This window comes from Halocynthiibacter styelae, assembly GCF_016123485.1.
Taxonomy (GTDB): domain Bacteria; phylum Pseudomonadota; class Alphaproteobacteria; order Rhodobacterales; family Rhodobacteraceae; genus Halocynthiibacter; species Halocynthiibacter styelae.
Genome location: NZ_JADCKQ010000001.1, coordinates 227592 through 250314, shown reverse-complemented (window position 1 = coordinate 250314; position 22723 = coordinate 227592). Strand labels below are relative to the sequence as shown.

General features: G+C 54.6%; 26 protein-coding genes. 19 read left to right on the top strand and 7 right to left on the bottom strand.

The features are described 5' to 3' along the window. Positions 1–9: 9 nt before the first annotated feature. From H1D41_RS01230 to H1D41_RS01220, 3 genes are all read right to left on the bottom strand, one after another. Positions 10–378, bottom strand: a complete 369-nt coding sequence (locus H1D41_RS01230) for a response regulator (protein ID WP_107496027.1) — start codon at positions 376–378, stop codon at positions 10–12. Continuing rightward, complete coding sequence (locus H1D41_RS01225) at positions 375–656, bottom strand: STAS domain-containing protein (RefSeq protein WP_228847196.1); 282 nt, start codon at positions 654–656, stop codon at positions 375–377. The genes H1D41_RS01230 and H1D41_RS01225 overlap by 4 nt, the downstream gene beginning before the upstream one ends. Positions 657–1008: 352 nt before the next feature. Then, positions 1009–3162 (bottom strand): tetratricopeptide repeat-containing sulfotransferase family protein, encoded by a 2154-nt coding sequence (locus tag H1D41_RS01220; protein WP_228847195.1) that lies wholly within the window; start codon positions 3160–3162, stop codon positions 1009–1011. Between the two features lie 285 nt (positions 3163–3447). Here H1D41_RS01220 and H1D41_RS01215 point away from each other — a divergent pair, with 285 nt between their 5' ends. The 7 genes from H1D41_RS01215 to H1D41_RS01185 all read left to right on the top strand — a co-directional run bounded on the left by H1D41_RS01215 (position 3448) and on the right by H1D41_RS01185 (position 10285). Continuing rightward, complete coding sequence (locus H1D41_RS01215; protein ID WP_228847194.1) at positions 3448–4074, top strand: 50S ribosomal protein L21; 627 nt, start codon at positions 3448–3450, stop codon at positions 4072–4074. 21 nt (positions 4075–4095) lie between these two features. Further along, the gene (gene rpmA / locus H1D41_RS01210) at positions 4096–4365 is read left to right on the top strand and encodes a 50S ribosomal protein L27 (RefSeq protein WP_107496022.1); all 270 of its coding nucleotides are present in this window, start codon (positions 4096–4098) and stop codon (positions 4363–4365) included. 174 nt (positions 4366–4539) lie between these two features. Next, positions 4540–5979, top strand: a complete 1440-nt coding sequence (locus tag H1D41_RS01205) for an RtcB family protein (RefSeq protein WP_228847193.1) — start codon at positions 4540–4542, stop codon at positions 5977–5979. Positions 5980–6157: 178 nt separating this feature from the next. After that, positions 6158–6727, top strand: a complete 570-nt coding sequence (locus tag H1D41_RS01200) for a GNAT family N-acetyltransferase (RefSeq protein WP_394355377.1) — start codon at positions 6158–6160, stop codon at positions 6725–6727. A 128-nt stretch (positions 6728–6855) separates the two neighbouring features. Then, positions 6856–7896 carry a GTPase ObgE gene (gene obgE / locus H1D41_RS01195; protein WP_228847192.1) on the top strand — a complete coding sequence of 347 codons (1041 nt, stop codon included), beginning with the start codon at positions 6856–6858 and terminating at the stop codon, positions 7894–7896. After that, a complete protein-coding gene (proB, locus tag H1D41_RS01190) occupies positions 7884–9011 on the top strand; it encodes a glutamate 5-kinase (RefSeq protein ID WP_228847191.1) in 1128 nt (375 codons plus the stop codon). The genes obgE and proB overlap by 13 nt, the downstream gene beginning before the upstream one ends. Before the next feature lie 23 nt (positions 9012–9034). After that, a complete protein-coding gene (locus H1D41_RS01185; protein ID WP_228847190.1) occupies positions 9035–10285 on the top strand; it encodes a glutamate-5-semialdehyde dehydrogenase in 1251 nt (416 codons plus the stop codon). On the opposite strand, the gene H1D41_RS01180 is transcribed toward H1D41_RS01185, so the two are convergent. After that, on the bottom strand, positions 10282–10893 hold the full coding sequence (locus H1D41_RS01180) for a histidine phosphotransferase family protein (RefSeq protein ID WP_228847189.1): 612 nt from the start codon (positions 10891–10893) through the stop codon (positions 10282–10284). The genes H1D41_RS01185 and H1D41_RS01180 overlap by 4 nt on opposite strands. Positions 10894–11136: 243 nt before the next feature. Between H1D41_RS01180 and H1D41_RS01175 the strand changes: the two genes are divergently transcribed. Next, the gene (locus tag H1D41_RS01175; RefSeq protein ID WP_228847188.1) at positions 11137–11910 is read left to right on the top strand and encodes a GNAT family N-acetyltransferase; all 774 of its coding nucleotides are present in this window, start codon (positions 11137–11139) and stop codon (positions 11908–11910) included. After that, positions 11907–12725 carry a lysophospholipid acyltransferase family protein gene (locus H1D41_RS01170; RefSeq protein ID WP_228847187.1) on the top strand — a complete coding sequence of 273 codons (819 nt, stop codon included), beginning with the start codon at positions 11907–11909 and terminating at the stop codon, positions 12723–12725. The genes H1D41_RS01175 and H1D41_RS01170 overlap by 4 nt, the downstream gene beginning before the upstream one ends. On the opposite strand, the gene H1D41_RS01165 is transcribed toward H1D41_RS01170, so the two are convergent. The 3 genes from H1D41_RS01165 to H1D41_RS01155 are packed head-to-tail and all read right to left on the bottom strand — an operon-like array spanning position 12726 to position 14874. Beyond that, positions 12726–13883 (bottom strand): HD domain-containing protein, encoded by a 1158-nt coding sequence (locus H1D41_RS01165; RefSeq protein ID WP_228847186.1) that lies wholly within the window; start codon positions 13881–13883, stop codon positions 12726–12728. Further along, positions 13880–14221: a hypothetical protein gene (locus H1D41_RS18365; RefSeq protein WP_324250246.1), complete on the bottom strand. Its 342-nt coding sequence runs from the start codon at positions 14219–14221 to the stop codon at positions 13880–13882. Before H1D41_RS18365 ends, H1D41_RS01165 begins: the two co-directional genes overlap by 4 nt. Further along, on the bottom strand, positions 14221–14874 hold the full coding sequence (locus H1D41_RS01155) for an alpha/beta hydrolase (protein WP_107496014.1): 654 nt from the start codon (positions 14872–14874) through the stop codon (positions 14221–14223). Before H1D41_RS01155 ends, H1D41_RS18365 begins: the two co-directional genes overlap by 1 nt. A gap of 180 nt (positions 14875–15054) precedes the next feature. On the opposite strand from H1D41_RS01155, the gene H1D41_RS01150 reads away from it, so the two are divergent. From H1D41_RS01150 to H1D41_RS01105, 10 genes are all read left to right on the top strand, one after another. Further along, positions 15055–15516: a Fe-S cluster assembly transcriptional regulator IscR gene (locus tag H1D41_RS01150; protein WP_107496206.1), complete on the top strand. Its 462-nt coding sequence runs from the start codon at positions 15055–15057 to the stop codon at positions 15514–15516. Between the two features lie 51 nt (positions 15517–15567). Then, positions 15568–16602 (top strand): cysteine desulfurase family protein, encoded by a 1035-nt coding sequence (locus H1D41_RS01145; RefSeq protein WP_228847185.1) that lies wholly within the window; start codon positions 15568–15570, stop codon positions 16600–16602. A gap of 12 nt (positions 16603–16614) precedes the next feature. Then, on the top strand, positions 16615–18135 hold the full coding sequence (sufB, locus tag H1D41_RS01140; protein WP_228847184.1) for a Fe-S cluster assembly protein SufB: 1521 nt from the start codon (positions 16615–16617) through the stop codon (positions 18133–18135). Next, positions 18135–18359 carry a hypothetical protein gene (locus H1D41_RS01135; RefSeq protein WP_228847183.1) on the top strand — a complete coding sequence of 75 codons (225 nt, stop codon included), beginning with the start codon at positions 18135–18137 and terminating at the stop codon, positions 18357–18359. Before sufB ends, H1D41_RS01135 begins: the two co-directional genes overlap by 1 nt. Beyond that, complete coding sequence (locus H1D41_RS01130; protein WP_228847182.1) at positions 18356–18667, top strand: heavy metal-binding domain-containing protein; 312 nt, start codon at positions 18356–18358, stop codon at positions 18665–18667. The genes H1D41_RS01135 and H1D41_RS01130 overlap by 4 nt, the downstream gene beginning before the upstream one ends. A 164-nt stretch (positions 18668–18831) precedes the next feature. Further along, positions 18832–19434 carry a hypothetical protein gene (locus H1D41_RS01125; RefSeq protein ID WP_228847181.1) on the top strand — a complete coding sequence of 201 codons (603 nt, stop codon included), beginning with the start codon at positions 18832–18834 and terminating at the stop codon, positions 19432–19434. A 139-nt stretch (positions 19435–19573) separates the two neighbouring features. Further along, a complete protein-coding gene (gene sufC, locus H1D41_RS01120; RefSeq protein ID WP_228847180.1) occupies positions 19574–20329 on the top strand; it encodes a Fe-S cluster assembly ATPase SufC in 756 nt (251 codons plus the stop codon). Further along, positions 20329–21612 (top strand): Fe-S cluster assembly protein SufD, encoded by a 1284-nt coding sequence (sufD, locus tag H1D41_RS01115; protein WP_228847179.1) that lies wholly within the window; start codon positions 20329–20331, stop codon positions 21610–21612. The genes sufC and sufD overlap by 1 nt, the downstream gene beginning before the upstream one ends. A 19-nt stretch (positions 21613–21631) precedes the next feature. After that, on the top strand, positions 21632–22120 hold the full coding sequence (locus tag H1D41_RS01110) for a YIP1 family protein (protein ID WP_228847178.1): 489 nt from the start codon (positions 21632–21634) through the stop codon (positions 22118–22120). After that, entirely contained in the window at positions 22120–22719 is a 600-nt protein-coding gene (locus tag H1D41_RS01105; protein ID WP_228847177.1) for a YIP1 family protein, read from the top strand. Before H1D41_RS01110 ends, H1D41_RS01105 begins: the two co-directional genes overlap by 1 nt. Positions 22720–22723 lie beyond the last annotated feature (4 nt).

Sequence of the window (22723 nt, the reverse complement as noted above, 5' to 3'; positions counted from 1 at the left end):
AGAACTCCTTTATCCGGTTACCAGTTGCAGGGCGCGCACAAGTTTCGGCGGATCGAAAGGTTTTACAATCCATCCCGTGGCCCCAGCATTGCGTGCTTTGGTTTTCAGCGTATCTGCGCTTTCAGTCGTCAACACCAGAATGGGAATGGCACGGTATTTTTCCTGGCTGCGCACGGCGTCGATAAACCCGAACCCATCCAGTCTGGGCATATTGATATCGGTGATAATGGCATCGGGTTCGTCCATATTTTCAAGAACCTCAAGCCCGTGTTCACCATCGTTTGCCAGATGGGTGGTAAAACCAGCGTGGTTCAGGGCAAGGTTCAACATGTCACGCATGGTACGACTGTCATCAACCGCAAGAATTCTCAGGCTCATTCGAGGCCTCCCTGGATGAGTTCAGGGGAGAGGCCAAACAGCGCCAGCTGCTGCAAAAAAACCTCTCCGGAGTTTGTGAAGGATAGATCTGTGCCGTTGGCGACATGGGCTTTTGCACCCGCGATCAGGGCCTGAAGGCAAAGTGTACCCAGATGTGTAACCTTACCAGCATCAATAGTGAGATCCTGATCAGCGGTCGTACGGAGTTCATCAATCAACGCTTTTACGTCCCCGGTTCCAAGACGCGCGGGTAACTCAATTGTGTGACTGCTGCTCATATGGCCTCCGGCAATTGCGTTGCGGACCGGATCAAAGATCTTCACCGCATGATTTTCACAGATCTAGAGCAGGGAAGTTAAATTTTGCTTACACCAGGCCGGATCATCGCAATGATGGCGATTAGTTGGCGTCATGCTGTCGGGCATGCCTACCATCCTTCGGGGGAAATCCGATGGTTTAGCTTTCGTTTCTCAAACTATACGGGCACGGGTTATGCCGGCTAACCAACCCGTGGTTAGCACGATAATTCCGCGGCACCAGAGGGCAGGGGTGTCCGTTTGAATTCAGGGATTTGCATCCATATGAGATGGAACAATCGCCTGAATGGTGGTTACTTCGGGGTCGGCCAGATCAGCTTGACTGTTCCAACCCCTTAATGAGCGGAGCCAGGTCGTTCTCATAGCGCTTCCAGGCTGCCATCGATGATTTATACATTGGCTGGCGCACCTGAAAGACCGACAATGTATCAACACGGCGTTTGTTCTGGTGGAAATTCAGGCAGGCATCTTCCCAGGGAAGACCGGCTGCTTCAATCAACGCGCGGCTTTGTACTTCGGGATCTGAGATCAGGTCTTCATACTGGATTTCATAGAACCGGTCCGGGGCGATATCGCGCCAGAAATCGATAATTTCATCAAACATCAGATAATATGCCGCAAGATCTTCCAGATCATAGCTGTAAAGATGACGTCCTTCAGGGAACAGGTTTTTGTAGATCGACAGCAGGTTATCGCGGGGATCACGGCGCACAACGATGACTTTTGCTTTTGGCATTGCCAGCCAGACCAGTCCCATCAACAGGTAAGTCTGAATGGATTTATCGGTGATCTGATCCGCATCCGGCAGAATTTCGGAGATATAGGTTTTATAATCTTCGGCCAGATCCCTGATACTTTCAGGCGTCAGGTGATCCACGTGGTCCGGGCTGGTGGGCATCATGGACAGCTCAAACGCGGAACGTGAAAAACGACCCAGTTCACCCGCGCCAGTCATTGTACTGTGGGACGAAATAATCTGTTCGACCAGCGTTGTACCGGACCGGGGCATACCGGTGACAAACACGGGGGCGTAAGCCTCATCACTGCTGGTCAGAGGATGGTTGTCGGGCTGAAAATCGGCAAAGATCGTCTTTACTTTATCAATTTCTTTGCGGCGGGTATCGACGTCATACGGGTGAACCTTGCGCACCAGTTCACTGGCGGCATTGAGATAAGGGAAGACCTTTTCATATTGCTTGCTGTCTTCCATGGCTTTTGAAAGTGCATAGCCCAGTTGCAGGCGATCATCGTCCTGCAGATCAATCCGGTTCCAGACTGTTTCCAGTTCCTCAATCAGCGGGTCACCTTCTGTGAATTTATGCGACGCACTGAGAGAACGATAGGTCTGGCCATTGGTCGGATCCAGGGTGATCGCCGCGCGAAAGCTGTCACGGGCATCATCAAAACGGCCCATGCTTTGCAGGATCGTTGCACGGGTGCGGTGGAAGCTGGCATTGTCGGCCATGCGCTTGATTTCGCGATCCAGCAGATCAATGGCTTTTTCGGGCGTGCTGAGGGCGTTCAGCGTGCTGGCCTCAAGATTGACCAGAGGCACTGTATCAAGACCCAGCTTGCGCGCCATCGAAAGGCTTTCCATCGCGGATTTATGATCCTGAATATCGGCCTGAATGCGGGCCTTCACAAACCAGGCCTCCGATGACTTCGGATCATGTTTCAGACAAAGATCAAGCGTTTCCATTGCAAGGCTGGTGTGGCCCTGGGCAGAATGCGCTTTGCCAAGGTTCAGCAATACTTTTGGCGCAGCCGGTGTGAGAGAGCGGGCCTGTTCCAGCGTGGAGACGGCTTCACCAGACTGGCCAAGGCGCAGGCAGAGATCGCCAAGTGTTGTCCATGCTTCTGCATAGTTGCGGTCAAGCGCGGCGGATTTGCGGGCGGCTTGTTGTGCCTCCTCCAGACGTCCGAGTTCCATCAGGGCTGTGGCCAGCATATTGTGCAGCAGGGCAACATTCGTAAACTTACGCAGCAGGTTACGGATCAGTTTTTCAGCGCCGGTGAAATCAGCCTTATTAAGGCGGGCAACGATGGCCTGCAGATCCTTCGGGTTTACCCCACCGGTGTCTACTTTCGTTTTGCTGGCAGAGGCCGACATACGGGCGGCGATTTGTTTCTGCGTGGCGGCAGGCAGACCGGAAGACGCAAGCTGTTTCAGGGCGGTTGTGGTTTCGGCCGTGTCATTCAGGCGAATGAGTGCTTCGGTCCAGCGCATCCAGATTGCCCCTTCGCGCGGTTTTATCGCTGCAGCTTTTGCGAGGCTTGCAGAGGCCTTGCGGAAATCCAGTGCCAGCAGATACAGCTCACCCAGTTGAAAATGCGCTTCGGCCGTTTGCGGACGGGTGACGATAATCTGTTCCAGCAGCTTACGCGCACCATCGCCATCGCCTTTTGCTTTCAGGGCCAGGGCCTGTTTGTAAAGGGCAGGGATCTGTTGCGGATTAATCGGGAGCATGCGCGGACCTCGGTGTGTTATCCTTATCGTTCCCTTGTCCTACCTGGGATTGCAGGGTAACAAAAGAGAGAAAACCAGACAGCGCCTGTATAAAGCAGTAAATCAGGGCTTTGCGCGGTTGACTTTCATCCCATTCCCACCGATAAGCGCGGTTCATCCCGGATTTTGTCCGGGGTTTCTTATGACCAACCGCCCGAAGGGGCGCGCAGTTTAAGGTGCGGTAACGCAGAAACATGTGGGGGCAGACCCATGGGCCGGATGACGCGGAAAACGAAGGAATATCAAATGTTTGCGGTTATGAAAACCGGTGGCAAGCAATATAAAGTTCAGTCAGGTGATGTCCTGCGCGTAGAACGTATTGCTGCTGAGGCTGGTGAAAAAGTCCAGTTCAACGAGATTCTTATGGTAGGTGGTTCCGTTGGCACCCCAACCGTTGACGGCGCTGCGGTTCAGGCCGAAGTGATCGATCAGATCAAAGGCGAGAAAGTTATCCACTTTGTAAAGCGCCGCCGGAAGCACTCTTCCAAGCGCACCAAAGGCCACCGTCAAAAGCTGACTCTGGTTCGTGTAACTGACATCCTGGAAAACGGTGCAGACAAATCCGGCGTTAAAGCTGCGATTGGTACTGGTTCTGCTCCTATGGCTACTGTTGAAGCAGCTGCACCAGCGAAAAAGGCACCTGCCAAGAAAGCTGCAAAAGCAGAAGCACCTGCAGGCGCTGACGATCTTAAGACACTGTCTGGCGTAGGCCCGGCACTTGAGAAAAAGCTGCACGCAGCTGGCGTAACAACTTTCGCACAAATCGCTGGCTGGAATGCTGACGATATCGCTGCCATGGACGAAAAACTGTCGTTCAAAGGCCGCATTGAGCGTGAAGGCTGGGTAGCACAAGCTGCCGAGCTGGCGAAATAATCGGATTAAGGAGAGAACCTAATGGCACATAAAAAAGCAGGCGGCTCATCCAGAAACGGTCGCGACTCAGCTGGTCGTCGTCTTGGCGTGAAAAAATATGGCGGCGAATCCGTCATTCCGGGCAACATCATCGCGCGTCAGCGCGGCAACAAGTGGTGGCCGGGTGAAGGTGTTGGCGAAGGCAAAGATCACACGCTTTTCGCTGTTACTGAAGGCCAGGTAAGCTTCAAAAAAGGCTTCAAAGGTCGTACATTTATTTCAGTTCTCCCGGTTGCGGAGGCCGCTGAATAAGCCGAACCTCACACGGTTTAAGATATCAGGGGATCGGCGCGGGCCGGTCCCCTTTTTGTTTTTTGATTTTTGATTTTTTTAAAACAATCAGGACCAAAGGGATTAAGGACCAGCCCATTTCACCCCCACATTCTGTGGGATCTCAGAATTAAAGAGGAAAAATGGACTAGAAAGATGACTGTTAAAGTTGAAGTTACCGAAAAGACTGCAGGGGCCGTAACGGGCAAATTGCTGCTTGATCTTGGGTTTGAAGGCGGGCGCGCGCTTGGCGAAGCCCTGAAAAAGGTGAATGAACTGGGCCTGAGCGGCGCGGATCTCGAAGCATGGGTCGCGGCGAACAAGCCTGCGCCACGTATCGGGCTGCAACAAAACCCGGGCTATGTGCTGAACCTTGAAGCCGGTAACGATGCGGAACAGGACAATCTGGACAAGGTCCGTGCTACGATGGATGTGCTGATGTGTACGCCCACACTGCGGTCTGGTGCCGTCATGCCGGATGCCTGTCCTGCGGGGCCGGAAGGCACAATCCCGGTTGGCGGTGTTGTAGCGGCTGAAAATGCGATCCATCCCGGGATGCATTCGGCTGACATCTGTTGTTCGGTCATGGTGACTGAATTTAAGGATGCCGACCCGAAAGCTGTGCTGGATGCCGTGCATAAAGCCACACATTTTGGCCCTGGTGGCCGTGCCAATGGCGGGCGTTATTCCATGTCGATGGATCTTTATGATGCCTTCCGGGGCAATATGTTTCTGAACGACAAAAAGATCCTGCGGGCGGCGATTGAACAAATGGGCACCCAGGGCGACGGCAACCATTTCGCCTTTGTCGGCACATCTAAAGTCAACGGCACAACCTGCCTTGTGACCCACCACGGCTCTCGCGGGCCGGGGGCGGGGCTTTATAAGCTGGGCATGCGCGTGGCGGAAGGCTTCCGCAAGCAGCTGTCTAAAGGTGTTTTGAAGCAAAATGCCTGGATCCCATATGACGCGCCGGAAGGTGTGGCATATTGGGAGGCGTTGCAGTTGATCCGCAAGTGGACCAAAGCGAACCACAATTGTCTGCATCAGGCGGCTGTCGAATTCGCTGATGCATCGGTGAAGGAACGGTTCTGGAACGAACATAACTTCGTATTTAAGGACGGGGATATCTTCTGGCATGCCAAAGGCGCGACACCTGTGAATGTGGATTTTCTGCCTGATACCAATGGGGTGCAGATCGTCCCACTGAACATGGCGGAACCGGTTCTGCTGATCCGCGCGGATGTGAACGACCGTAACCTTGGTTTTGCACCACATGGGGCCGGGCGGAATATGTCACGTACGGCGCATAAACGCAGTATGGCTGGCAAGACAGATGCAGAGATCTTCGCTGAGGAAACCAAAGCTATTGATGCGCGGTTCTTCTCTGGGAATATCGACATCTCAGAGTTGCCGTCGGCTTATAAAAGTGCCGCTGAGGTCCGTCGTCAGATGGATCGCTTTGGTCTGGCTGAGGTAGTGGATGAAATCATGCCCTATGGTTCCATCATGGCCGGTGACTGGGAACGTGATGCGCCCTGGAAAGTGAAAGCCCGGGCAAAACATGCTGCCCGTACGCGGGAACAGGCGTTATGACGCTGCGAAAAATACCACATGTGCATAAGGTTTCCGTGATTGCCCCTTGCGATTACGGAAATCGTTGCCAAATATTTACCAATTGGACGGAAAATACGCTGTCTGCCACAGGGAGGGGGATCCTAACCGGATCTTTCGTGGATTCTGCGTCATCCGCAGGAGGAATAATAAGATGAAGATGGAAACCCGTACGTCGATGGATAACACGGCGAAACAGATGATTATTGAAACTGAACGCTTCACCCTGCGTCCGGTGCAGAAATCTGATGCCGGGCTGATTGCGATGCATGGCGCGGATTTGCGCGTGGCTGGCAATACCACGTCTATTCCTCATCCTTACCCACCAGGTGCAGCAGATGCTTTCATTGACCGCGCGACCGATCCGGAACGCGCGGAAGATGTCTGGGTGCTTGATGGAAGCAACTCGGGACATGCGGAAGTGATCGGCACCATCGCCCTGAAGAAACAGGACATGGGCACGCGTTCCGGCAGCCAGTCAGAGGTTGGCTATTGGGTTGCGCCTGCGTTCTGGAACACGGGCCTGGCAACCGAAGCCGTCAGCGCCATCCTCAGCGTAAATCCGCATGGCTGTGACACGATGTTTGCCTCCGTGTTTCAGGACAATCCGGCCTCTGCACGGGTGCTGACCAATCAGGGGTTTGAATACATCGGGGATGCCGAAAGCTTTTCTGTTGCACGCAACGCAACTGTCGCAACCTGGACCTATCTTAAGAAAATGACCCCGTAACTGACGCACACGGCCTGTAAATCACAGGCTTTCTGCATGGAATAAAGCGGTGCGGCTTGAACCCGCGCCGCTTGTCCTTTATCGCCTGTAGAAACGGCACCAGATGCGCCGATCAAAAGGATCACACTATGAAATTTCTCGATCTTGCCAAAGTATATATCCGTTCCGGCGGTGGTGGCGGGGGCTGTGTCAGCTTCCGAAAAGAGAAATACATCGAATACGGTGGCCCCAACGGTGGTGATGGCGGCAAGGGCGGGTCTGTCTATGCGGAAGGTGTTGAAGGTCTGAACACGCTGATCGACTTCCGGTATCAGCAGCATTTCTTTGCGAAAAGCGGCATTCCAGGTATGGGCGCACAGCGGACAGGTGCCGATGGCGATGATATTATCCTGAAAGTGCCGGTTGGGACTGAAATTCTTGATGAAGATCAGGAAACCATGATCGCGGATATTTCTGAGATCGGTCAACGCGTTCTGTTGGCCAAAGGCGGCAATGGTGGTTTTGGCAACCTGCACTTCAAATCCTCAACCAACCAGGCGCCGCGTCGGGCAAACCCTGGCCAGGAAGGGGTGGAACGGACACTTTGGCTGCGCCTGAAACTGATTGCGGATGCTGGTCTGTTGGGCATGCCGAATGCCGGTAAATCCACCTTCCTTGCGGCGACGTCGAATGCGCGTCCGAAAATCGCAGATTATCCCTTCACAACCCTGCACCCGAACCTGGGCGTTGTGGGCGTTGATGGCGTTGAATTTGTCATTGCGGATATTCCGGGCCTGATTGCGGGTGCGTCTGAAGGCCGTGGCATCGGGGATCGTTTCCTTGGCCACGTTGAACGTTGTGCTGTGTTGCTGCATCTTGTTGATGGCACGTCGGAGGATGTGGTTGAGGATTATCAGACCATCATCGGGGAACTCGAAGCTTATGGTGGCCATCTCGCGGACAAACCCCGGGTGACCGCGCTGAACAAGGTGGATGCGCTGGACGACGAAGAACGTGCGGAAAAGCTGGCGGCACTTGAGAAGGCCTCCGGTGGCAAGGTCATGGAAATGTCCGGTGTCAGCCAGCAGGGCCTGACCGAAGTTCTGCGGTCTGTACGGGCAGAAATTGATGATGATCGCGTACGTCAGAAACAGGCGGAGGAAGGGGAGCCCGAGGCATGGCATCCCTGAAGACCCGTCTTGATGCGCTGAGCGGCGCAAAGACCCTTGTTCTGAAGATCGGCTCTGCGCTGTTGGTGGACAGCGCGACGGGTCGTCTGAAAGCGGCCTGGCTGCATTGTCTTGCCGAAGACGTTGCGGCTGCACGTGCGCGTGGCTCGCAGGTGGTTCTGGTGTCATCCGGTTCCATCGCGCTTGGGCGGCATGTGTTGGGTTATCCCAAAGGGCCGCTGGCGCTGGAACAAGCGCAGGCTGCGGCCGCCGTCGGACAAATCCGTCTTGCGCGCGCCTGGGAAGAAGCCCTGGCCGTGCATGATATCACCACCGCCCAGGTGCTGGTGACACTGGAAGACAGTGCAGATCGTCGTCGCTACCTGAATTCCCGGGCGACGCTTGGGCAATTGCTGGCCGCTGGTGCTGTACCGATTGTGAATGAAAATGACACCGTCGCAACGGATGAGATCCGTTTTGGTGACAATGACCGTCTGGCCGCCCAGGTTGCGGTGACCGTTGGTGCAGATCATCTGGTGCTTTTGTCGGATGTGGATGGGCTTTATTCTGACAACCCACACATTAACAATGACGCAAAACATTTTGAAATTGTTTTGGAAATTACACCTGAGATTGAATCTGTCGCAGGCGAGGGTGTGTCTGGTCTGTCCAAAGGCGGGATGAAAACCAAAGTCATGGCGGCAAAGACCGCGATGCAGGCCGGTTGTACCATGCTGATCACCCATGGTGGCGCTTTGCGCCCGATCCAGGTGGTGTTTGATGGTGCGCGGGCCAGCTGGTTTATGCCTAAAACCACCCCAAAGGCCGCCCGCAAAGCCTGGATTGCATCTATGAAATCGCAGGGCGTGATTTCCGTTGATCCCGGGGCCGCTGCTGCGCTGAATTCTGGCAAAAGCCTGCTGCCTGCGGGTGTGCGTGGTGCCGAAGGCAGTTTTCGTCGCGGCGATCCGGTTGAGATCAAGACAACAGAGGGCAAGCAGATCGGCATGGGGCTGATCGGGTATTCCTTTGAAGAAACACAGAAAATCGCCGGGCATAAAAGCCAGGAGATTGCAGAAATACTGGGCTATGACGGGCGGGCGGCTTTGATCCACCGCGATGATATGGCCCTTTAACGAAAAGTGAAGAAAGACACGCTATGACCACAGAGAATATTCCTGCATTGATGGCCGAAATCGGTCACCGCGCGAAAGCAGCAGCAACTGTTCTGGCCATGGCTTGCCCGGAAGCGAAGGCGCGTGCATTGAACGTCGCCGCGGATACGCTGATTGCCCGGGCCGAAGATCTGATTGCCGCCAATGCGAAAGATCTGGAATTTGGCCGTGAAAAAGACCTGTCTGACGCAATGATGGATCGCCTTATGCTGGACGTCGACCGGATCGCCGCAATGGCAGATGGACTGCGGGCGGTTGCCGGTCAGACCGATCCTGTGGGCGAGGTGATCGCAGAATGGACACAGCCCAGTGGTCTGAACATTCAGCGTGTGCGCACACCACTTGGTGTGATTGGCGTGATCTATGAAAGCCGTCCGAATGTGACAGCGGATGCAGGTGCCCTGTGTCTGAAATCCGGCAATGCCGTCATCCTGCGCGGTGGCTCTGAAAGCCTGCATTCCGCCAGCGCCATTCGCGATGCGATGGCCGCAGGTCTGCGTGCCGCAGAACTGCCCGAAGACGCCATTCAACTGGTCCCAACCCGTGATCGGGCCGCGGTTTCTGAAATGTTAACCATGGTCGACACAATTGACGTGATTGTCCCGCGTGGTGGCAAAGGCCTTGTTGGGCTGGTTCAGCGCGAAGCCCGCGTGCCGGTATTCGCGCATCTTGAAGGTATTTGTCACATCTATGTGGATGCTTCGGCTGATCCGCAAAAGGCGATGGATGTGGTCCTGAACGCCAAGACCCGGCGGACTGGAATTTGCGGTGCTGCGGAATGTCTGCTTGTGCATAAAGATGTGGCTGCGACCCTGGGTCAGGCCATCGTTGACGCGCTGAAAGACAAAGGTGTTGAGGTGCGTGCAGAAGGTCTGAGCGGATCAGTTCCTGCCGATGCGGATGATTTCGGGAAAGAATATCTCGACATGATCATCGCCGCGAAGGTCGTTGATAATGCAGAAGAAGCCATCGCTCATATTCGCCGGTTCGGATCTGGTCATACCGAAAGTATCATTGCCGAAGATGATGCGGTGGCCACACAGTTCTTTACAGGACTCGACAGTGCCATCCTGATGCAGAACACCTCTACCCAGTTTGCCGATGGCGGTGAATTTGGCATGGGCGGTGAAATTGGCATTGCAACTGGCAAAATGCATGCACGCGGTCCCGTCGGGGCGGCACAGCTGACCAGTTTCAAATACCTCGTGCGCAGTGACGGCGCAGTACGGGGTTAAAAACGGATTACGATACCAACGGCTTCGCTGACTTCCAGGGTCAGCGTCCGCCCGGCCTGTGTCGCCGCCAATGGCGCAAGGGCAAACTGTACCTCTGATGGTTTCAGATCCATTTCTGCAGCGGGGTTGGACAGAACTTCCCACAGAATTGGATTGATCTTCATCTTTTCAGCGCGCCCGGCAATGCGCCAGCCTGCTTCATCCTCAGAAACCGTTATCGTCCCGCCAAAGGGCATCGCTGTTTCCATACACTGCAGCAGTAAGAACGCCAGTTTCGCATCCGTCCGATCCGGATCAGCACGGATCTGCCAGTCAAACTTCACCCGGGCATTTGTCGCATAGCCTTGCAGAATGCTCACGACCTCTGAATGCGAAATGCCCTGTCCACGTTGCGCGGCGCCAAAGGCCACCCGGAAGAAACGGATGCGCGCGTTTGCACTTGTCACACTTTCTGACACCAGGGACAGTTCAGAATCAAACCCATGATTTTGGCCGGCCGACATTTCCAGCAATTCAACACCATTGCTGATTGCGCCGATCGGACTGATCAGGTCGTGGCAGATCCGCGAGCCAATCAGGGCCGCCAGCATATCTTCTTTCTGAGGCATCTTTTCCTCCATCGTGTGATTGCGCTTGTCAGCCGTGATAAACATCCGGACGTTGTTCTTACGCTTAAAGATGAAAGGGCCGTAGTAAATTTTTGGTTAACGCACACGCAGTAGCGAGCACAAAAAACAGAAAGTAAAGCGCTTTTAACTGCGTTTCATCCGGTGCTGTACGGGTGCCAGGCTTGCAAATACGGCCTTGCCGGAATACAAACTGATTGTTTACAAAACAGGAATTCCTGCGGGATGACGTCTGACACACCACAATTCGAATGCCGCCTGGCTGCTGACTCTGCAGAACTGGAGGCCGCGCAACGATTAAGGTATCGGGTATTCGTTTCTGAACTGGGCGGGAACGGAGAGTTGGTGGATCACGAAAACCAACTGGAACGTGACCGTTTTGATCCGTTTTTTGACCACCTTCTGCTGTTTGATCACAGCCGTGACGATCATCCGGACGGGCCAGTCGTCGGGGTCTATCGTCTGATGCAGAACGAGGGCGCAGAACGCGCTGGTGCGTTCTATTCAGAAAGCGAATATGACCTGACCCCACTGAAAACGTCCGGCCGCAAGCTTCTGGAACTTGGGCGCAGCTGTCTGCATGAAAATTACCGGGGTGGCATGGCGATGTATCATCTTTGGAACGGACTGGCCGATTATGTACGTGCACGGGATATTGAGGTTCTTTTTGGCGTCGCCAGCTTCCACGGAACAGATGTTGAACCTCTGAAAGAAGCCCTTTCTCTATTGCATCACAATCATCTCGCGCCGGAAGATTTGCGGGTCAGAGCTCAGCCCGAAGCTTTCCAGGCGATGGATCTTCTGCCGATCGATGACATCAACCGCAAGCAGGCAATGCTGGCAATCCCGGCGCTGATCAAAGCCTATTTGCGCCTGGGCGGTTTCGTGGGCGAAGGGGCGTTTGTCGATCATGCATTTAACACCACCGATGTGTGTCTTCTGATGGATACAAAGCGCATGAACGAACGTAAAACCGGCCTGTACGACCGCAAAGCATGACAGCATTCTGGCGTGAAAAACCGGATGCAGAACCGGTAAAGATTACCCCGATGGGCTGGCTGCGTGTTGTCCTGCGTTTTATACCCGCGATGATCGTTCTGTTGGCGGGCGTTGTGGCAACTCTTATTCTGCGACTACCCGAACGTCTGATCGCCGGTCAGGCGCGTCCGCTGACCTCGGGCATCACCACCTGGGTCTGTCGCAGTCTTCTGCTGATCATCGGTATTCGCCTTACGCTGAAAGGCGATGTGATGAACCGCGGCGGGGCGGTGGTTGCAAACCATTCGTCCTGGCTTGATATTCTTGTGCTGAACGCACGGAAGCGCATTTACTTTGTCTCAAAGGCTGAGGTTGAAGCCTGGCCAGGTATTGGGTTTCTGGCGCGGCTGACCGGAACAGTCTTTATCACCCGCCGCAGCCGGGATGCAGCCAAGCAGAAAAACCTGTTTCAGGATCGACTGTCGCTTGGTCACCGGCTGTTGTTCTTTCCTGAGGGAACATCAACCGATGGGCTTCGGGTTGTTTCTTTTAAATCAACGCTTTTTCAGGCGTTCTTCGCGCCAGAACTGCGCGAAGAAATGGCCATTCAACCCGTGACAGCCCGCTTTATTGCGCCACCTGATGCGTCGGATGATTTCTATGGCTGGTGGGGGGATATGGAACTTGCGCCGCATTTGCTGAAAGTCCTGGCGCACCCAAAACGTGGCGCGGTTGAGATCATCTGTCATGATCCCCTGTTCGTGCGCGACTTCAGCGATCGCAAAGCTTTGGCAAAAGCCTGCGAAGCAGCAGTCGGATCTGTTTTTGAAGGCTGATCAGCTGTTCCCTGCGAACCACTGCGCAGCACGGTTTCGGATGAATTCCCAGACACCTGGTGCGCCGCGCTGCACCTTCACACCAACACGCGCATCGATCTGTTCCAGCGTTACGTCATAATCAATCCAGGATCCACCACCAGAAGCCATATTCTGCAACAGAGGCTGCACACGGTCGATGGATTTACCGAAGACGGCGTCGGGGCTTTCAGCCGCTTCAAATTCATCCCAGAGGCTGCGGAACTCCGCCGCCTGATCCGCAGGCAACAACCCGAACAGCCGTTTCGCCGCCGCCTGTTCTTTGGCTTCTTGCTCTGACGCATCAAAATCCCCGTGAATAGGGGCATCGCCAGCATCAATTTCTACAATGTCGTGGATCAAAAGCATCTGAACCACGCGGGATATTTCAACGTCGGAGAAAGCCTGATCCGCCAGCACCGGGCCATACAAGGCAATATGCCAGGAATGCTCACCAGAGTTTTCGCGCCGGGAATTATCCGCAAGCGGTGTCGCACGCAGCACTGTTTTCAGCTTATCTGCTTCCAGAAGAAATTGCAGACGTTTGCCGGTGTCCGTGTTCCAGTCGGCATCGGTAAGTGTACCGTCACACATTTTCCGGCCAAAGGACCAAAGCACAGGCCAGCTTTCACGCAGCCAGGATGCACGCCCTTCGTTCAATGTTTCATTTGCGATGTCACGATGCCAGTCAATGGGGGCATCTGGCGCAACGGTCTGAAACACAGGCTGCACATGGTCCAGCATTTTTGCATAGCGGGCAGTTGGTGTTTCGCAGGCCTCAAATTCCTGCCAGGCCGCCATAAAATCAGATGTCAGATCAGCAGGCAGTAACCCGTAAATCCGTTCCGCCGCTTTCAGTTCGTTTCTGGCAACAGCCTGCCAGTCATGTTCTTCATGGATCGGATGATCACCCGCGTCAATTTCCACGATGTCGTGCAATAACAGCATCAGAATGGCGCGGTTGATGTCCACGCCTGCTCCGGCTTCCGGCGCAAAGATCAGTGCAAACAGTGCAAGATGCCAGGAATGTTCTGCGGAATTTTCATGACGCGACAAGTCAATCAGGCAGTTGGAACGTTCAATGGTTTTCAGGCGATCAACTTCGTCCAGAAAAGCAAATTGCGCGTCAAGGCGTGTCATTGACCACCGCTGGAATTGACCGGCGGGCGTCCGGTGAGCGCCTGAAGACTTGCCGCTTTGATCGCCGGGTCAACCGGTTTTGGCGGGGTTGGTTGCGGTGCTGCAGGTGTGGTCGCAAGCGAAAGACCAGCAGACAGGGCCTTGTCTTTCAGAAAGTCACGGGCTTTGTTGCCGGCAAGGCGCACCCGGATCTCTGTCAGATAGGCTTCTTCCAGTGTCTGGGATGAGGCGCCAAGAACCTTGGCAACCTCATAATAAAGCCGATCATTGCCGGTCGCATCCATGATGGGCATGGTCTGATCGGCAAGTTCGGCCGCAATTTGACCCAGTGAAGACATCAGCGCGTGTTCTCTGTCAGGCGACGGCGGACATATTGGTCAACATTGCCCAGCATCGTATCCATATGTGGTTCTTCAAAGAAGTGTCCGGCACCCTCAACTTCCTGATGGGTGATGGTGATGCCTTTTTGCTCGTGCAGTTTGTTTACCAGCGTATGGGTATCTGCGGGCGGCGCTACACGGTCGGCGGTGCCGTTGATGACCAGGCCAGAACTCGGGCAGGGCGCGAGAAAGCTGAAGTCATACATATTGGCGGGCGGGGAAACGGACACAAAACCCGTGATCTCCGGGCGGCGCATCAAAAGCTGCATGCCAATCCAGGCCCCAAAAGAGAAACCCGCAACCCAGCAATGCTTGGAATTGGTGTTCATAGACTGCAGGTAATCAAGTGCACTTGCCGCATCAGACAGCTCACCCACGCCCTGATCATATTCCCCCTGGCTGCGCCCGACGCCGCGGAAGTTAAACCGCAAAACCGTAAAGCCCATATTATGGAAGGTGTAATGCAGGTTATAGACCACACGGTTGTTCATTGTGCCGCCGAACTGTGGGTGCGGGTGCAGAATGATGGCAATTGGTGCGTCTTTTTTCTTTTGCGGGTGGTAACGGCCTTCGAGACGGCCCTCTGGGCCAGGAAAAATCACTTCGGGCATTCAAATCCTGCCTTGTTGGGCCCGGGTAATGTTGACGCATTCCCTCGGGTATATTAGAACGGTTCTAAACCGGGCGGTGACGCTTTGTCATATCGCGCCCCGGTGTAAAGGAAATAGGCTGCACGTGGGCTGGCGTCAATCTGTTTGGCGCTTTTGATGGTAAGTGATGCGGGAAAAACGATGAAATTAAGTACAAAAGGCCGCTATGCAATGGTGGCGCTGACAGATCTGGCCCTTCAGCCGGCAGATAAACTGACCACACTTGCTGAGATTTCCGAACGTCAGGACATTTCCCTGCCATACCTGGAGCAGCTTTTTGTAAAACTGCGCAGGGCAGAGCTTGTTCAATCCGTACGTGGCCCGGGTGGTGGTTATCGTCTTGCGCGCACGCCTTCCGATATTCGCGTGGCTGAGATCCTGGGCGCGGTCGATGAAACCGTATCCGCTATGCATAAAGGGGCAGGGGCATCCGGCGCGTTATCCGGATCCCGCGCACAAAGCCTGACCAACCGTCTCTGGGAAGGCCTGTCCGCCCATGTCTACGTCTTCCTGCACCAGACCCGTCTGTCCGATATTGTGAAAAACGATCTGGTCCCATGCCCTGCTGTGCCTGGCCTGTTTGAGGTTGTGGACGATGCATAACCCAAATGCCTCTGGCGGGAGTATTTTCGGCAAGATGAAATGGAATGCTCTGTGAACCGCGTTTATTTCGATCATAACGCAACCACGCCTCTGCGGCCTGAAGCGCGGGCTGCGATGCTTGAGGCGATGGATGTTTTTGGCAATCCGTCTTCTGTGCATTCTGAAGGCCGTGCAGCAAAACGCATGATGGAAAAGGCCCGCAAGCAGATTGCCAGTGCCTTTGGCGCGGATGGGGCAGAGATTGTCTTTACCTCTGGCGCAACAGAGGCGGCCAGACTGGCGCTGAACGATGGTGGCTTTGCAGGCGCGGATGTGGAACATGATTGTGTTGTCGCGCATCTGTCCGACCGCCTGAATGTTGATGAAAATGGTGGGGTTGAGGCTCGCACAGGATGCGCCTTGCAAGCCGCCAATTCGGAAACCGGCATTGTTCAACCCAGCTTTGAAGGTGCTTGGTTCTGCGATGCGGTTCAGATTGCCGGAAAGATGCCCTGGGCGTTTAACTGGTCGGGGGCGACCACTGCGGCGCTGTCTGCGCATAAATTCGGCGGGCCAAAAGGCGTTGGTGCACTGGTTCTGAAGCGCGGCACTGACCTGCCACAGCCCGCACAGGGTGGCCAGGAAATGGGCCGCAGGGCAGGGACGGAAAACCTGATCGGGATCATGGGCATGGGCGCAGCGGCGGAAGCGGCCTCACGCGATCTTGAAGGCGAAATCTGGGCGCGGGTAGAGAAACTTAGAATAATTCTAGAAAATGCTCTGGAAGAATCTGCACCAGATCTTATTATAGCCGGGAAGCACGCGAACAGGCTTCCCAACACATCATGTTTCGCTATTCCGGGCTGGAAGGGTGAAACGCAGGTAATGCAGATGGATCTGGCCGGTTTTGCCGTGTCAGCAGGGTCTGCCTGTTCCAGCGGTAAAGTGCGCGAAAGCCGGGTCTTACGCGCCATGGGCTACGGGCCGGAAATTGCATCCTCTGCAATCCGCGTCTCGCTGGGTCCGCAGAATACAGAAGATGAGGTCCTGGCATTTGTCGCGGCCTGGACACAAGAATATAAGCGCCGCAAATCGCGCGCTGCCTGAAGGGAAAAGCATATGTCTATGGATGATGTCATCGTCAAAGACGGGGTTGAGGAAGAAACAGTTGAGGCTGTGAAATCTCTTGCCGGGAAATATAAATACGGCTGGGAAACCGAGATTGAGATGGAATATGCGCCCATCGGCGTAAACCATGACATCGTGCGTCTGATCTCTGAGAAAAACGACGAACCTGAATGGATGCTGGAATGGCGTCTGGCGGCGTTTGACCGTTGGCTTAAGATGGTTGAACCCGATTGGGCCATGGTCGAATATCCAGAGATTAACTTTCAGGATATTTACTATTACGCCCGCCCGAAAAGCATGGAAGAAAAGCCGAAGTCCCTTGATGAGGTCGACCCGAAGCTGCTGGCAACCTATGAAAAGCTGGGCATTCCGCTGAAGGAACAGATGATCCTTGCGGGTGTTGAGGGCGCAGAAGATGCCCCTGCAGAAGGTCGCAAAGTGGCTGTAGATGCGGTGTTTGACTCTGTTTCTGTCGGCACGACCTTCCAGGATGAGCTGAAGAAAGCCGGCGTGATTTTCTGTTCGATCTCTGAGGCCATCCGCGAGTACCCGGATCTGGTGAAGAAATACCTCGGCACCGTTGTTCCGGTAACCGATAACTTCTATGCCACCCTGAACTCTGCGGTCTTCTCTGACGGATCGTTCGTTTACGTGCCTGAAGGCGTGCGCTGCCCGATGGAACTGTCCACCTACTTCCGGATCAACGCAGAAAACACCGGCCAGTTCGAACGTACCCTGATCATTGCCGACAAAGGTTCTTACGTGTCTTACCTCGAAGGGTGCACCGCACCGCAGCGTGATACAGCCCAGCTGCACGCGGCCGTTGTGGAAATCATCATCGAAGAAGATGCTGAGGTGAAATACTCCACCGTTCAGAACTGGTATCCAGGGGATGAAGACGGCAATGGCGGCATCTATAACTTTGTGACCAAACGTGCAGATTGCCGTGGCGATCGTGCGAAAATCATGTGGACCCAGGTTGAAACCGGCTCTGCCGTGACCTGGAAATACCCAAGTTGCATCCTGCGTGGTGACGACAGCCAGGGCGAGTTCTATTCCATCGCCATCGCCAACAACCACCAGCAGGCGGATACCGGCACGAAGATGGTGCACCTGGGTAAGAACTCCAAATCCCGCATCGTGTCCAAAGGCATTTCTGCGGGCGTTGCACAGAACACGTATCGTGGCCTTGTGTCGATGCACCCGAAAGCGAAGAATTCCCGCAATTACACCCAATGTGACAGCCTTCTGATCGGCGATAAATGTGGGGCGCACACCGTGCCTTATATTGAGGTGAAGAACAATTCCTCCCGTGTTGAACATGAGGCAACCACATCGAAAGTGGATGATGAACAAATGTTCTACTGCCGCTCGCGTGGGATGGACGAAGAACAGGCCGTGGCCTTAATCGTCAATGGTTTCGCCAAAGAAGTGCTTCAGGCCCTGCCGATGGAGTTCGCTCTGGAAGCCCAGGCCCTGGTTGCGATTTCCCTTGAGGGGTCTGTCGGCTGATGCAAACGGCAGCTCCTGCTCAGTATGATATGGTCGAACTGATTGATGATGTCATACACTATGGTACGCTCATTCCTTCGGGAACAAGAGGGACTATTGTTGATTTGCAGGGCACGCCGGTTAAAGCATACACGGTAGAATTTGATCACAAACTGTTCGGGGAGGCTTTTCTTCCCGATCTTGAGGCCAGTCAGTTCAGAATTCTGAGATCGGAAAACCAATGATCGTCACAACCACACCAACCATCGAAGGCAAACCTATTCGTTCCTACCACGGCATTGTTGTGGGTGAGGCGATTATGGGCGCGAATGTTGTGCGCGATGTGTTTGCCTCGATCACCGACATCGTTGGCGGCCGTTCTGGTGCTTATGAAAGCAAACTCCAGGATGCCCGTGAAACCGCTTTGCGTGAACTTGAAGAACGCGCGGCGGACAAAGGCGCCAATGCGGTTGTCGGCGTTGATCTTGATTACGAAGTCGTTGGCCAAAGCATGCTGATGGTCTCTGCTTCCGGCACTGCGGTCTCTGTCTGACGTGTTTTCTGCTGATCTCATATCCCTCCCGATTGCCGGGAAACCTGACGTCGGGGAAGGTGGTATTTTTGCGTTTTGCGAAACAATTACCTTCGCGAGGTCATGTTTCCGCCACAGTTTCACTCAATCTGTTAACGCAAACGTGGGCAGTGGGAACAGATGTCATGGCGATGGCCGATCAGCAAAATATCTTCAATCAACGCCTCGCGCGGATCAACAAGGGTACCGGTCCCAATCTGATGGGCCAAACCCTGATCGGTGCAGCAGATACCAGCAAACGCGTATCCAAAGGCAAAACCGGCAAGGGATTGCAGCTTTCGCAAAGCCAGGCAATGGCTGTGAAGAAACCACTGATCCAGCGTATGCTTGGCATGCCTCTGGCGCTTCTGATGGGCGCGGGGGCGGTTCTGACAGCCAACGTCGCATTGTTTCAGATGTATTCCGCCGGCCGCATACCCTTCATCGCCTTGCCCGAGACACTGACAACAGCGCTGCAATCCACCAGCGGGCCGCTTTGGGCTGCGATTGGTGTGGCGGCGCTTTTGGTTCTGCTGTTTCAGATCTTCACACCTGCACGGCTGATGGCTTTTGCTGTGGGCTTCGGGGCAATGTTTGTCGGCGAAGCACAGTTCGAAACACAATTTCCAACGGTCTGGACTGCGCTTTACGCGCCGCAGATCGTGCAACCTGCCGAAACACAACTGGCAGAGGGCGCCGTATTGCCCACAGAAGACACCGTCGCAGTGACAACCGCGCAGTCCTTCTGACCCCATCTGAAAACCTGACACAGTTCAGCCCGTTCCGCGGGCTTTCTGTGTTTCTGAAATCCTGTGAACACGCGGCCCCTGGCCTGCGTGTTTTTAGCTGTTATAACCCGCGCATGGCGCGCTGACGAAAGAAGAAAATATGCTTGAAATCAAAAACCTGCACGCCGAACTTGAAGATGATGGTAAGAAGATCCTCAAAGGGGTCGATCTGAAGCTTGAGCCGGGCAAAGTTCACGCCATCATGGGCCCGAATGGTTCTGGTAAATCCACACTGTCTTACGTGTTGTCCGGTCGCGATGGCTATGAGGTGACAGAAGGCAGCGCGACGCTTGACGGCGAAGACATCCTGGAACTGGAGGCGGAAGAACGTGCGGCAGCCGGTCTGTTCCTGGCATTCCAATACCCGGTTGAGATTCCAGGCGTTGGTAACATGACCTTCCTGCGCACTGCCGTTAACGCACAGCGCAAGGCCCGTGGCGAAGAAGAACTGTCCGCAGCTGATTTCCTGAAAGTGGTCCGCGCCAAGGCGAAAACCCTGAAAATCGACGGTGACATGCTGAAACGCCCGGTCAATGTCGGTTTCTCTGGTGGTGAGAAAAAGCGTAACGAAATCCTGCAGATGGCCATGCTTGAACCAAAGATGTGCATCCTGGATGAAACCGACTCTGGTCTTGATGTTGACGCGATGAAACTTGTGTCTGAAGGCGTCAACGCGCTGCGTGACGAAGGCCGTTCTTTCCTTGTGATCACCCACTATCAACGCCTGCTGGACCACATCAAACCGGATGTTGTGCACATCATGGCTGAAGGCCGTATCATCAAAACCGGCGGACCAGAGCTGGCCCTGGAAGTTGAAAACAACGGTTACGCAGATCTGCTGGCGGAGATGGCATAATGGCTGTTGCGGAAACAAAAAACACCCAGCTGGTTGCGGATATCCCCGTGACCACAGGCTGGACGCTCGCGGCGCGTGAAGATGCGAAAGCCCGTCTGGCGGCTGCTGGTCTGCCTGGCCGTCGCGATGAATACTGGAAATACACCCGTCCGGATGCAATGACAGCGGCGGAGGCCCCGGCAGGGGAATTTGTCGATTACGGCGAAGCCCCGGTGTTTTCAGAAGTCGACCGCCTGAAGATCGTTTTTGTAGACGGTGTTTATGACGCGGCACAATCTGATGACCTGTCCCTGGAAGGCGTCACAATTGAACGTCTGGAAGATGCAGCATCTGCTGACATCCACTGGGCGCAGGATCTGTATGGCACGCTGGAAACCGCTGGTCAGACGCCGGTTGCGCGCCCTCTGGCGACCCTGAACACCGCTTCTGCCAAAGATGGTATTCTGCTGAATGTCGCTGGCAAAGTGAGCAAGCCAATTTCATTGGTTTATCATTATGCGTCAGATACCTCTGATGCGATGCTCCACCATGTTGTGAAGCTTGCAGAAGGCGCTGAGATCACCGTTCTTGAAAACGGACCGGCGGCAGCACGTTTCAATACGGTGATGGAAGTGGATGTCGCGGATCGCGCTTCTTTCCACCACGTCCGTACCCAGGGCCGTCAGCATGTGCGCAATTCTGCAACCCATATTTTCGCCCGCACCGGTGAAGAAAGCCAGTTCCGCAGCTTTACTATGACCGTGAATGGCACGCTGACCCGCAACGAGGTTGTTCTGGATATTCAGGGCGACAATGCACTGGCACATGTGGCTGGCGTTGCTGCAGGTGATGGCAATGCACCGCAGGGCTATCATCACGACGATACCGTTTTCGTCACCCATGACGCGGTGAATTGCGAAAGCCGTCAGGTGTTTAAGAAAGTGCTGCGCAACGGGGCAACCGGCGTTTTCCAGGGTAAAATCCTTGTGAAACCAGACGCGCAGAAGACCGATGGTTATCAGATCAGCCAGGGCCTGCTTCTGGATGATGACAGCAATTTCCTGGCAAAGCCTGAACTGGAAATCTACGCGGATGACGTGGCCTGTTCCCATGGGTCAACCGTTGGTGCGATTGATGACGAAGCTCTGTTCTATCTGCGGTCTCGCGGTGTGCCTGCGGCAGACGCCCAGGACCTTCTGGTGCTGGCTTTCCTTGCAGAAGCCATTGACGAAGTCGCAGATGAAGCTATTCGTGAATTGCTGTTGACCCGGCTTGAAGCCTGGCTTGCACGCCGTCGCGCATAACCTGTCGTAAGGAACAGAAATGTCCGTCACTCGTGATATTCTGGCCAGTTACCGTCGCCCGCGTGAGGTGTTTGAACGCCGCATGCAGGGTGACGAAGGCCTGGCACTGACTTATGTGATCATCTTCGGGCTGATGGTTTTCGTCAGCCTGTTGCCTGCCTGGTCACGCCAATCCGAATTGCAACCCGAACTGGGGAATTTTCCCAGCCTCGTTTACAGTGGATTTCTGGGCGCCGTCTTTCTGGCACCGCTGGCGTTCTACATTCTGGCAGGTCTGATCTGGGTTCTCACGCGCCCCTTTGCCGCGATTTCAGGTCTGAACATCCGGCTTGGGCTGTTCTGGGTGGCATTGGCGACCACGCCGCTGCTTTTACTACGCGGGCTGACCGAAGGCATTATGGGGCAGAGCAATGAGTTGCAACTGGTTGCCCTGGTCTGGCTTGTGGCCTTTATCACCTTTTTCACCATCGCAATGCGCATCGCTTACATGCGCACAAAGGCGGACTGATGCAACTTTCCTTTGCTTATCTCTGGCAGTTGTTTCTGCGCAGCTTTCAGGAACCCCGCGCAGCGATGGCACAGGTTCTGTCGCTTGGAATTTCGCGGCAAACGCTTTGGCAGCTTCTGCTGTTTACCTGCACGGTTTCGGTGGTCGTCAGCTATATCACCGGGTCTTTCCTGCCTCAGCCCCAACTGCCTGACGGAACAGAGGCCAGCCAGATCAGCCCGTTTCGTCTGGGCTTGATCCTTTTGCTTAGCCAGGGGCTTTTGTTGTTTCTGGGAACCGTTGTTGCCGGGAAAATTGCACGCGGGCAGGGCAGTTTTGACGACGTTCTGACGATGATCATCTTTCAGCAATTGATTATGTTCGTTCTGAACCTGTTTCAGCTGCTGATTGCGCTTGTATCACCGGCGTTTGCTGTCATGTTCGGCCTCAGCACGCTGGTCGTTCTGATCTGGCAGTTGTGCCAGTTCGTCGCTGAAGTGCACGGTTTTAAGTCGGCTCTGGTGGTTTTCCTCTGGGGTTGCGTTGCAGTAATTCTGATCAGCTTTGCGCTTGCGCCATTGATGATCTCTCTGGGCCTTGTGCCTCTGGAAGGTGTCTGAATCC

Excerpts from the sequence above, each read along its gene's own strand:
- proB (WP_228847191.1), top strand. The coding sequence starts at position 7,884 with ATGGCATCCCTGAAGACCCGTCTTGATGCGCTGAGCGGCGCAAAGACC.
- H1D41_RS01200 (WP_394355377.1), top strand. The coding sequence starts at position 6,158 with ATGGAAACCCGTACGTCGATGGATAACACGGCGAAACAGATGATTATT.
- sufD (WP_228847179.1), top strand. The coding sequence starts at position 20,329 with ATGGCTGTTGCGGAAACAAAAAACACCCAGCTGGTTGCGGATATCCCC.
- H1D41_RS18365 (WP_324250246.1), bottom strand. The coding sequence starts at position 14,221 with ATGTCTTCACTGGGTCAAATTGCGGCCGAACTTGCCGATCAGACCATG.
- H1D41_RS01125 (WP_228847181.1), top strand. The coding sequence starts at position 18,832 with ATGGCGATGGCCGATCAGCAAAATATCTTCAATCAACGCCTCGCGCGG.
- H1D41_RS01130 (WP_228847182.1), top strand. The coding sequence starts at position 18,356 with ATGATCGTCACAACCACACCAACCATCGAAGGCAAACCTATTCGTTCC.
- H1D41_RS01215 (WP_228847194.1), top strand. The coding sequence starts at position 3,448 with ATGTTTGCGGTTATGAAAACCGGTGGCAAGCAATATAAAGTTCAGTCA.
- H1D41_RS01155 (WP_107496014.1), bottom strand. The coding sequence starts at position 14,874 with ATGCCCGAAGTGATTTTTCCTGGCCCAGAGGGCCGTCTCGAAGGCCGT.
- H1D41_RS01175 (WP_228847188.1), top strand. The coding sequence starts at position 11,137 with ATGACGTCTGACACACCACAATTCGAATGCCGCCTGGCTGCTGACTCT.
- H1D41_RS01165 (WP_228847186.1), bottom strand. The coding sequence starts at position 13,883 with ATGACACGCCTTGACGCGCAATTTGCTTTTCTGGACGAAGTTGATCGC.
- rpmA (WP_107496022.1), top strand. The coding sequence starts at position 4,096 with ATGGCACATAAAAAAGCAGGCGGCTCATCCAGAAACGGTCGCGACTCA.
- H1D41_RS01170 (WP_228847187.1), top strand. The coding sequence starts at position 11,907 with ATGACAGCATTCTGGCGTGAAAAACCGGATGCAGAACCGGTAAAGATT.
- H1D41_RS01135 (WP_228847183.1), top strand. The coding sequence starts at position 18,135 with ATGCAAACGGCAGCTCCTGCTCAGTATGATATGGTCGAACTGATTGAT.
- sufB (WP_228847184.1), top strand. The coding sequence starts at position 16,615 with ATGTCTATGGATGATGTCATCGTCAAAGACGGGGTTGAGGAAGAAACA.
- H1D41_RS01105 (WP_228847177.1), top strand. The coding sequence starts at position 22,120 with ATGCAACTTTCCTTTGCTTATCTCTGGCAGTTGTTTCTGCGCAGCTTT.
- H1D41_RS01180 (WP_228847189.1), bottom strand. The coding sequence starts at position 10,893 with ATGCCTCAGAAAGAAGATATGCTGGCGGCCCTGATTGGCTCGCGGATC.
- H1D41_RS01185 (WP_228847190.1), top strand. The coding sequence starts at position 9,035 with ATGACCACAGAGAATATTCCTGCATTGATGGCCGAAATCGGTCACCGC.
- H1D41_RS01205 (WP_228847193.1), top strand. The coding sequence starts at position 4,540 with ATGACTGTTAAAGTTGAAGTTACCGAAAAGACTGCAGGGGCCGTAACG.
- H1D41_RS01225 (WP_228847196.1), bottom strand. The coding sequence starts at position 656 with ATGAGCAGCAGTCACACAATTGAGTTACCCGCGCGTCTTGGAACCGGG.
- sufC (WP_228847180.1), top strand. The coding sequence starts at position 19,574 with ATGCTTGAAATCAAAAACCTGCACGCCGAACTTGAAGATGATGGTAAG.
- H1D41_RS01230 (WP_107496027.1), bottom strand. The coding sequence starts at position 378 with ATGAGCCTGAGAATTCTTGCGGTTGATGACAGTCGTACCATGCGTGAC.
- obgE (WP_228847192.1), top strand. The coding sequence starts at position 6,856 with ATGAAATTTCTCGATCTTGCCAAAGTATATATCCGTTCCGGCGGTGGT.
- H1D41_RS01220 (WP_228847195.1), bottom strand. The coding sequence starts at position 3,162 with ATGCTCCCGATTAATCCGCAACAGATCCCTGCCCTTTACAAACAGGCC.
- H1D41_RS01150 (WP_107496206.1), top strand. The coding sequence starts at position 15,055 with ATGAAATTAAGTACAAAAGGCCGCTATGCAATGGTGGCGCTGACAGAT.
- H1D41_RS01110 (WP_228847178.1), top strand. The coding sequence starts at position 21,632 with ATGTCCGTCACTCGTGATATTCTGGCCAGTTACCGTCGCCCGCGTGAG.